This window comes from Mesorhizobium sp. WSM3868 (assembly GCF_002294785.1).
Lineage (GTDB): Bacteria > Pseudomonadota > Alphaproteobacteria > Rhizobiales > Rhizobiaceae > Mesorhizobium.
Map to the genome: position 1 here is coordinate 25,718 of NZ_NSGB01000030.1, position 9,267 is coordinate 34,984.

Annotated in this window: 10 protein-coding genes; 3 read left to right on the plus strand and 7 right to left on the minus strand. The window is 64.1% G+C overall.

The window, feature by feature from the left end; all coding sequences use genetic code 11:
- Positions 1-250: 250 nt before the first annotated feature.
- The 7 genes from CK221_RS28735 to CK221_RS30495 all read right to left on the minus strand — a co-directional run bounded on the left by CK221_RS28735 (position 251) and on the right by CK221_RS30495 (position 7,198).
- Entirely contained in the window at positions 251-1,837 is a 1,587-nt protein-coding gene (locus CK221_RS28735; protein ID WP_245430772.1) for a tlde1 domain-containing protein, read from the minus strand.
- Between the two features lie 507 nt (positions 1,838-2,344).
- Positions 2,345-2,593 carry a hypothetical protein gene (locus tag CK221_RS30490; protein ID WP_179294557.1) on the minus strand — a complete coding sequence of 83 codons (249 nt, stop codon included), beginning with the start codon at positions 2,591-2,593 and terminating at the stop codon, positions 2,345-2,347.
- A 295-nt stretch (positions 2,594-2,888) separates the two neighbouring features.
- Positions 2,889-3,359 carry a DUF2231 domain-containing protein gene (locus CK221_RS28745; protein ID WP_245430773.1) on the minus strand — a complete coding sequence of 157 codons (471 nt, stop codon included), beginning with the start codon at positions 3,357-3,359 and terminating at the stop codon, positions 2,889-2,891.
- Between the two features lie 369 nt (positions 3,360-3,728).
- The gene (locus CK221_RS28750) at positions 3,729-5,006 is read right to left on the minus strand and encodes an NAD(P)/FAD-dependent oxidoreductase (RefSeq protein ID WP_095780169.1); all 1,278 of its coding nucleotides are present in this window, start codon (positions 5,004-5,006) and stop codon (positions 3,729-3,731) included.
- Positions 5,003-5,737 (minus strand): methyltransferase domain-containing protein, encoded by a 735-nt coding sequence (locus CK221_RS28755; protein ID WP_095780170.1) that lies wholly within the window; start codon positions 5,735-5,737, stop codon positions 5,003-5,005. The genes CK221_RS28750 and CK221_RS28755 overlap by 4 nt, the downstream gene beginning before the upstream one ends.
- On the minus strand, positions 5,734-6,801 hold the full coding sequence (locus tag CK221_RS28760; RefSeq protein WP_095780171.1) for a type III polyketide synthase: 1,068 nt from the start codon (positions 6,799-6,801) through the stop codon (positions 5,734-5,736). Before CK221_RS28760 ends, CK221_RS28755 begins: the two co-directional genes overlap by 4 nt.
- A gap of 238 nt (positions 6,802-7,039) precedes the next feature.
- Positions 7,040-7,198: a hypothetical protein gene (locus CK221_RS30495; protein ID WP_179295225.1), complete on the minus strand. Its 159-nt coding sequence runs from the start codon at positions 7,196-7,198 to the stop codon at positions 7,040-7,042.
- 230 nt (positions 7,199-7,428) lie between these two features.
- On the opposite strand from CK221_RS30495, the gene CK221_RS30500 reads away from it, so the two are divergent.
- From CK221_RS30500 to CK221_RS28775, 3 genes are all read left to right on the plus strand, one after another.
- Positions 7,429-7,575, plus strand: a complete 147-nt coding sequence (locus tag CK221_RS30500; protein WP_082980599.1) for a hypothetical protein — start codon at positions 7,429-7,431, stop codon at positions 7,573-7,575.
- A 584-nt stretch (positions 7,576-8,159) separates the two neighbouring features.
- Positions 8,160-8,378, plus strand: coding sequence for a hypothetical protein (locus CK221_RS28770; protein WP_066999287.1), 219 nt, complete (start codon positions 8,160-8,162; stop codon positions 8,376-8,378).
- A 105-nt stretch (positions 8,379-8,483) separates the two neighbouring features.
- Positions 8,484-9,188, plus strand: coding sequence for an SOS response-associated peptidase (locus CK221_RS28775; protein WP_095780177.1), 705 nt, complete (start codon positions 8,484-8,486; stop codon positions 9,186-9,188).
- The last annotated feature ends 79 nt before the right edge of the window (positions 9,189-9,267 follow it).

Consider the following 9,267-nt stretch of genomic DNA (forward strand, 5'->3'; position numbering starts at 1 on the left):
ACGGCATTGCCGGGGGCTTGCCGCAAGCCCGGGCTGCGCCATATATGCTTTCTGGGAGAGGGAGTTCTCCCTTTCCTCATCCGCAATTCGATGGAACCGGTCACTGCCGCTGTTGCAGGAGACGTGGCGAAGACATCAAGCGCGTGCGTCGACCGCGCCGCGCGTCAACGGCGGCAAAGACCGCAAACCGTCAAGAGATCAAAGGCAGCCTACCGGCAACGAGCTGCTGCCGGCATAGTGGCGGGCGGGGTCAGCCCTGGCGGCCTTCCTGGGCGACCTGGGTGGGCGACCCGTTCAGGCGCGGCACAACGACCAGGCGCTTGATCTTCCCCTTCTTGAAGGCAGAGAGGAAGCGGCCATAATCCTTGAAGGCCACGCAGCCGCTGGATTGGGCTGGGGCGCCGCGCAGCAGATAGGTATGGGCGAGCAGACCGTTGCGGTTGTATTTGTTCCTGCCGCTGGTCGGCGTCAGCCGGATGGCCTCGACGCCGTGGAAGCGCGATTCACGCAGCGACAGATTGTAGGTGTCGGGCGGCGTCGGGCCGGAATTCTTGCGGTTGGCGAAGCGCGGCTGGTCGGCCATGGCGCCCTTCCCCGAATGCGCCTCCAGCTTGGAGCCATCGGGCATGTAGACCGTCGCCGTCGAGATGTCATAGACGGCGACGCCATTGCCCGTCGAAGGACTGTTGAACAGACCCCTGAAGGCGTTGCCGAGACCGCCGCGCTCGGGCGTGTCCGGCTTGGCGTAGGCGAGCATCTCGGAGGCTTGCGCCTTGCTGCGCTTGGCCGGCGCGGCCTCAATCGGCTTCGCACCCTGCACACCCGGAAGCGCCTGGTCGGAGCTCCTCAGCGAGCGCGGCGTCTGCGCACCTTCGGCGGAGTCGACAACGGTCGGCTGCGGCTTGGCCGGCTGCGGTTTGGCCGACTCCGGTTTGGCAATTTGGGGCCTTGCCGCCTGGCTTGCCTGCGGCTTGGCCGGTTCCGGCTTCCTCGCGGCATTCTGTTCAGGCGCTTCCGTCACGCGCCCGAGGGCGGTGCGCGGCCTCAAACCAGGCACGGCGATGCTGTCGGGCAAATCATCCTGCGGCGGCAGCGAAGCGACCTGCACTTCAGCTTTTCCGTCGTCGCCGGAAGCGCCGGCCGTCATCTCAGGCGCGTCGCCGCTGGCGAGCGCGACGGCGGTCGGCACGTCGACCGTCTCTTCGGGCATGACATTGGCAAGCGCCAGCGCCAGTTCGGACGCGCGCTGAACGTCGACCTGATTTCCGCCAAAGCGTGACTCGGCCGGGCCGCTCAAGGTGAGCCCACTCCGGGCCGAACCGCTATCGGCCGCGCCGCCGAAGCGGCTTGCCGACGGCAAGCTCGCCAGCAGGACCGGAGCGTTCTCGGCGCGCCGGAAGGCATCGGCCAGTTTCTGCGGCGAAAGCCCGGCGCGCTTGATGACGCTGTCGAAACGGTCGGCGACGTCCGCGGCGGAAGCCGCGACAACCTTCTCATGCGATACGCTATCCGGTGCCGGTTTCAGCCGCGCGGCCTTGCCGTCATGCACCAAGCTGGAGGGGTTTGGCGTGGAGCTCGCAAAGCTGGCTGCGAGACTGAGGCAGCCGGCATCGCAGCCGCGGGTGAGCGAGCCCGTCTTGTGCGCGCCGTTCGCGGCAAGGCGCGGCGCCCAGGCGTTCGCGACCTTGCGGCGCTGGTCGCCAAGCACGATGCTGCGCGGCGCAAGCAGGCTCTGCGGCAATCCGTTGGAGGCGGCGGTAAGCGAGGTACTTACGGAATAGAGGCCGGCCATGGTCGCGACCGACCACAGGGCCAGGGCAGCGCCGACAGCAGGCACTACAACCCAACGATGACCACCAGATTTCTTCGAAGTTACCCCCTCTTCAGGAGCGTCACCCCGGTTCTTCAAACGCAAAAACGCCATACGACCACTCTCAATCGGCATGCCGGTTTGCGGACCTGGCACCCGTCACGATCACAGTTCGCCTGGTGCCCCCTGCACCTTCACGCGTCTGTTGCCGATTGATTCAAAAGATGGACAAAGATGGTTAACCAATCCCTCCACCAATCGCCATTGTGGCGACGGTCCATACGAAAAAAGAGCCCTCCATGGTCTGCGCCACGGTAAAAATGCTCTCCCTCAGCCGCTTTGCTGCCCGTTTTTGCGGGCCGAGTCAAGCAAGCGCGAAGGTTCTACCCTTTCGGGCGATCGCCAGCTAAGAACGGATTGAGGTTAAAAAACGGCAGGAAGAGCCTGGCGCGACCAGCTGCGGCATCTCTTCCAGGGCGGCAGATCGCAACGTCAACCCCGATGCGGGAAGACAGCCTTCGCCGCGCCAGACAATCAAGGACGGAGCTGCCGAGCCGGATTGCGTCGCGACGGTGCGGTGCGGCGCTCCGCAAGCGATTGCAACAACTCCGCTTCGGCGCTGAAGCCGTTTTGGAAGGCTTCGAGCACGTCGGAGGCAAGCTGTTCTCTTTCGCCCCCGTCTTTTAACGCCAGACGGCGATCGTTGCACAACTGATCGAATACTTTCTGGAGGAGCTCCAGCTCGACTGGCGTGAATATTCCGCTGTGTTTGGTGAAAGCCATGACGCCTCCCTGCCCCTTAGATGGGCGAAAGCGCGATCTACTCTTTCAAGCGTCCGTGTGCCTCGTCTGGGTGCGGACGACAAGGCATCCTACACCTTTCCGGCCGGCCTATCGATTCCGTCGTAGTCGTAGATCGGACTGTTCAAGCTGAACCCGCTTCCGTCGGCCAACGTCGCGGGGCGCCTTGGAGTTGTTCAACTTTTGAATCGCTTGCCCAATCCAACTGGTTGTTTTTACACAACTTCCAGCGAAATCCTGGAGCTGCTTCACCGGCAAACGGGCGCATTCAGCGCATTTAGTCCGGATCGTCGGCAACGCCGACGTGATGCCGATAGACCATTCCCCAACCCTTCCAGCCGGTGAACAGAAGGATGAGGACAACGATCAGCGACAGGACAAGTCCAACCGGCACTACCGCTGCCTCCGCGTCGGCATACCGCGAGTACCAGTTGTAAAGTTCGATGAGAACGACGACCACGTTGCCGCCGGCGTGAAGCCATGCGTCCTGGAGACTACGGATCTGGGTGTCGCCGAGGACATCGGTCAAGCCGGCAAGAGCCGCCAGCACGGCCATGATCAGACCGGCCCCCAGCAGCCAGAGCGTAGCGGTGACCCAGCCCGGATTGCCGGTTCGCCAGAAGATAAGGTCGCAAACGAAGGTCGCGACGAAGAAGGCGATCGGGAACGGTATCAGCATTGCATGAACAGGATGGCCGGCAATGCTTGCCGTGCTGTGCGGATTGCGAGGGATCGTGTGCTGGATCATCGTAGGGCCTCCTCGAGGCGTGGCGAGCGCCGCCCTCAGGCCACCTCACAACGCATCAGGGGCTCGGCGGCAGAAAGCCGGATACATGCAAACTCCGGTTTAGCCGGAATGTTCCATAACCCGACTGCGCTGCGCGGAGGGAGTTCATGCACCGCTATAGGCGCATATGCCAGTGTGGGCTCGACTCGAAAACGAGCTGAACGATTGTGTGCTGGTCGCGCGCGATCGAACTGCGGGTGAGGGCAAGGTCCCGACGATCCGCAGCGCTTCCTGGCGCACGCCGCAACTGGAGCAGCAACGGATTACACCACTTCGGTGATTGCGGACAGGCACGGCAGCGCTGAGGTCGCCGCCAAAATTCAGTCGACATCATCGTGGCTGAACTCTAGGCCAACCTATCGAGCCAGGCGCATCGGCCAAACCGGGGACAGGTTTCGTCTTGCCGCTGAGCCGCGCTCCAAAGGTGAGCGTGCGTGGAAAATTGCGGACGACTGCCTCCATCAACGCGGCGCCGCCGGGGCCGAGGGCTAGTCGAGCCAGGGCTTCGGCGGCTAGGACCCGCGTGGAGAATACTCTTCGCCAGACCGCCTCGTAGCGTTTGCCGGCCGCTTTCCGTCCCGCCCGCCCGCTCGCCGCCCCGCCGAGTTCCTGAGCCACAAGCCAGCCGGACTGAAGCGCCATCGATATCCCCTCGGCGATAATCGGATGCGACTCGCCAGCGACATTGCCGACGCGGAAGATGTCTGCTTCGTAGCCTGCGCGGATGCCCGGCCGGATCGGACCGGCGGCGAGCCACGGACCATCGAGACGGGCATCCGCCAGCGCGTCCCGCGCGCTCCGGCATGTCGCCATGATGTGACGCTCGACGGCTTCGGCCGCCGGGACATGGCCGCCGCGTTCGCGGGCAAGGCTGCCGCGCAGCCGGGCAAGCACGTCGCGCCTAATGCAGCACGAGATCGATAGGCGGCCACGGTCGGCGAGCACCATGCCGCCGTAGCCGCCGGGAAAAGTGAGCAGCGGCATCAGATCGGGCGGCAGCGCCGACCCGGTGAAATGTGCCTTGAACCCGAGCAGGTCCGAGGAGCGGCTTTGCTTCCCGAGCTGGCTCGGCAGCGGCCCCGGCTCCCACGAACCGTGTGCAGCGACGATTACCGATGCCCGCAGGGTCATCCCCTCCTCGCCGGGACTGCCGCTTGTAGCCTGGATCCGCACCGCCTGGCGGTCGCCATCCCTTTCGATGGCGACGGCACGGCAGGGCTGGAACACTTCCACGCCAGCCGAGCGGGCCGCGTCGAGCAGCAGCGTGTCCAATATGTCGCGGCCAAGCGCGCGGCCGAAGCCGTTTCTTGCCGCGGGTCCGGATCGCGCGCCCGGCATCGGCGCCTCGATGCTGGCATTGCCGGAAAAGAGGCCGACCCGGCGTATTTCCGGACCGGCCTCGCCGCGCCAAGCATCGCCGATACCCAGCCGGTCAAGGAGCGCGAGGTTGCTTGCCGAGATGTATTCGCCGCATACCTTGCGGCGCGGAAACGCGCTCTTCTCCACGATCGCGACAGCCCATCCGCGCCGGGCGAGCGCCAGCGCCGCCGACGTGCCCGCCGGGCCAGCGCCGATGATGATCGCATCGTGGGTGGATGCGCGCTTCACGGCTTATCCCTGGACGCATCCCCGACCTGGATCGCCGAGGCCCCGACAAAGACATGCGAGAAAAGCCCTGCGCGCCGTTCCTCGAGCGGGTTGCCGCCGGCGGCAGCCCAGAGATCGGAAAGCTCGTGGCCGCGAAAGCCGGCGCGGACGCTTTCAACCGCATCATGTCGCGTGACGTCGTTGACGCCAATTGCCGGCAGAAGCCGAGCCGCGACCAGTGCAAAGCCCGCCCGCAGCGGTTCCGTCGCCAGGATGAGCGGCGCCTTGGGCCGCAAAAGCGAGAACAGGCGAAGCAGTGCAGCATCGTTGAAATGATGCAGGAACAGGTTGACCGTGATCGCGTCGAAGGCCCTGCCATCCGCCCTCTCTGCCCAATCGAAGACATCTGCGGTGATGGTTTCGATCGTCCATCCCAGCCCGGCGAAATCCGCCGCGAGCTTCGGCGTGGCGAGGCCGATGCGATCGAGCATCGTCAGCTCCACCTGGCGCCAATCGCGTGCCATGCGCCTCGCCACCTTGAGCATGAAGGTGCCGTCACCGGCGCCGATCTCCAGGATGCGGCCCGGCGGCCTCGCCAAAAATTTCCGCATGAGCGAGGCCATGATCGGCGCCTGGAACATCAGCGCGTTGATGCGGGCGAGATCGCGGCGCGAGCGGATTGCCCGCGCATCGTCGGCCGCGAGCCCGTCCAGGATTTCCGGAACGAGGCTGCGTTCAGCGAGCGCACTCATGAAACGGTCCTGAACAGCATGGTCTCGGCCGTCAGCCCGGGCCCGAACGACATGCCGCAGCCGAGCAGCCCGCCCGGCTTCTTCAGCATCTTCTCCATCACGAACATGACGGTTGGCGACGACATGTTGCCATACTGGCGCAACACCTCGCGCGACGGCTCGAGCGCGGCGGGCTTGAGTTCAAACGCCCTTTCGACCGCGTCGAGAATGCTGCGGCCGCCGGGATGCACAGCCCAGAGGTCGATCGCTTCCGGCGCCCGGCCTGCGAGGATCGCGTCCCGGTTGCTGCGCAGGGCTTCCTGGACAGCGGCCGGCACCTTGCCGGAAAGAACCATGTCGAAACCTTGGTCACGGATATCCCAGGTCATCAGTTCGCGCTGCTCGTTCGCGACGGCGCAGCGGAAGGAGTCGAGCTCGATGCCGGGCGGCTCGGCGGTGACGATGCTCGCAGCGCAGCCGTCGCCCCAGAGGCAGAAGCAGAGCAGCTTTTCCAGTTCGGTGGTTTCCCTGATGTGTAGTGTGCAGATCTCGATGTTGACCAGCAGTACCCTTGCCCCCGGATCGGAGCGTACGATGTGGCGTGCAAGCTTGAGGCCGTTGACCGCAGCGTAGCAGCCCATGAAACCGATCATCGTGCGTTCGACGCCGTCCGCAAGGCCGCAGCGCTGAACCAGGTCGAGGTCGATGCCGGGCGCGGAGAAACCCGTGCAGGTGGTGACGATGAGGTGTGTGATGCGCGAAGCCTCGTTGCCGAGATGCAGCCCGTCGACGCCCTTTTGTGCCAGCGTGGGTGCGGCCTCTGCGAACATAGCCATTCTGGCGGCCGTCCCGGGAAATGCCCCCCGCTTGAAGATCCCGCCGAGATCGACCGACGGCCCTTCGGGGTCGAGAGCCGGGGCAAAGCAGGAGAAGCGGTGGTCAATGCCGGCAAGCCCGGCCATGCGTTCGAATAGTTTCCTGCGGTCGCTGCAGAGCATGGAGGCCGCGTAGCGCAGGTAGAACTGGTGGACTTCATGCTCCGGAACCGCCGTCGCGATCCGGTTGATGTAGGCGTTAGCGGACATGTACTGTCTCCCTGGGCCTCGGCGCGGTGCGCGCTGTTGCCGGAGGGGTTCCTTGCTCATGAGCGCGCTTTGGCAGGCGCCAAGCGCTGACCGTTGCCTGTTCGATAAACGTTTCGGAAAACCTGATTCTTCCCCTGGCGTATGATCCCGAAACTAAAAGATTTGAAGGGGATGATAGGCAAATCAAAGTGTTACAGCCTTTTCCGTGCCCTGGCAGCAGGCAAGGATTTCAGGTCGATCACTTGCTGCCCTGCACCGTTCCGGGCACGATCAAGGCTCCCTGATCGCGCTCTGAATATCTGAAGCCGATAAAGAACAAGGCGATGATGATGAGGCCGACCGCCAGCACGATGGCGAGGGTCCTTCCCGGGTTTTCGGCAGGCGGTCTATTTAGCATGGTGGTTCGCCTCCCATATCAACCTGGCGAAGGCGGGAAGGGTTCCCAGGCACGTGTAACGCTCACCCGGTCCGACATTGACGGTATCGGCAAGGAAGCGGGAAGCGCACCCCAGCGGGCGAATAGCGACTACCGGCGATAGCTGCAAATTGCATCAATTGAATTGTGAGAAAATTAATCAGCGCCTTCTAATATTGTTGGTACCCGGCAAGAATTCCGGTAACGGACCCATGACCAAGAACCTCGGCAACGCCAAGCCCAGCGCCCCTGCGGGCGAGATAAGATCCTCGCCATTCGGCAGGATAGCGCCGGCGCTGTTCCCGCTGGCAGTCGTGGCGCTGGGCTACCTCGTGGGCAAGCAGTTCTTCGGTTTCTGATGCTGGGCAAATGTTCTGTGGAGGCGGGCCGGAGCCTCGCGCGGGCCGGTGGTCGTACTCGGCCGTTTGCGCCCCTCCCGCTGCTTTGGTCCTAGGGCCTAGGTCGTTCTTGCCCTTGCATTAGTACAAGCGCATGTTCGAAGTAGCCGGCAGGCTCGCAAACTCCGGTCAGGCCCGGCCGCCGAACCCAAAACACCCCCCCAGGCTGCCGGGCCGCCGGCGCGCCTTGCAAGCAAGCCCTCCACACCACCGATCGGTCCACAACCAGCGCTGCTGCCGCGGCGGACATGTACGCCCCCCTCACAATCGCTCCAAAGCGCTCGAGAGGCGTATCGTTGCGCGGACTGGGCGCCGCATCGAAGTCGAATTCTACCTAGGGTGTCCTTCAAGCTTTCAGTGTCTGGATTTTATCCATTTTGAAAGGCCCTTACCGGAAATCTGTATTTTCGACATCAAGTGTGCTCGTGCCTTGCAACTATTCTCCGGCTGAGGATAATAAGCGGTTGCTTGCGACGACCCTTCGTGCGTTAAATCGTATTGCTGTTCGAGGATGCAATTCTTAGGGCGACGAGCTGGAGCTGCACATGGTGGCAGGCGAACCAGACAGTGTCCGCGTAAAATTCATCAACGGCCAATGGCTGGTCCGCGTCGTCGAAGGCGGCCGGCTGGCCCATCAGCTGTTCAACATCCACGCGGAAGCCGAAGCCTTCGCCGAGGAGGAACGCCACCGGCTGGGCTTGCCGGGCGAGCCGCCGGCCGCGGAGCCGGCCGAGCCAAAGCGGCGCGGCGGGCGCAGACGCTGAGCGCCCGATATTCTCAATTTCGTGTGGCTTGCCATCGCCTCACCGGCAACCAGTTTGCGCTCCGCGGAAAATGCGGGAACAATCGGCGGGACGGGGATGCTGCCGATGTGCAATCTTTACAACATCACCACAAGCCAGGAAGCGATCCGCCAGTGGACGCGAGCGCTGCGCGACATTTCGGGCAATCTCGAACCTTCGGTCGACATCTATCCGAACCAACCGGCGCCGGTGGTGCGCAATGCCGCCGACGGCAGCCGCGAGCTCGCCCGGCTGCGCTGGGGCATGCCGACGCCGCAAGAACGCGTGCGCGGCAATGCCGATCCCGGCACGACCAACATCCGCAACCCGCAATATGCCCACTGGCTGCCTTATCTCGGCGTCGAGAACCGCTGCCTGGCGCCGGTGACGAGCTTTGCCGAACCCTCGCCAAAGCCCAGCGACAAGGATCCTGAAACCGGCGTGCAGAAGAATTTCTGGTTCGCGCTCGGCGAGGACCGCCCGCTGTTCTTCTTCGCCGGGCTGTGGACGCCCTGGCATGGCGTGCGCAAAGTGAAGGAAGGTCCGGGCGACCACGAGCTCTACGGCTTCCTGACGACCAGGCCGAACGCGTTGATCGCGCCGATCCACGAGAAAGCGATGCCGGTGATCCTGACCACTGAGGCGGAGACCGAGCTGTGGCTGACAGCGCCATGGTCGGAGGCGAAGACGCTGCAGCGGCCGGCGCCGGACGACGCGCTGGTGATCGTGGACAAGCCGGCGACGCAGATTAAGTTTCCGGCGGAACCGCCGGCGCAGGGGTCGTTGTTTTAGCTCCTCGCCTTCTGCAGCACCCAGATATAACCCTTGGGCGGGTGATCCTGGTCGATGAACTGGGTCTTGACCTCAGTGT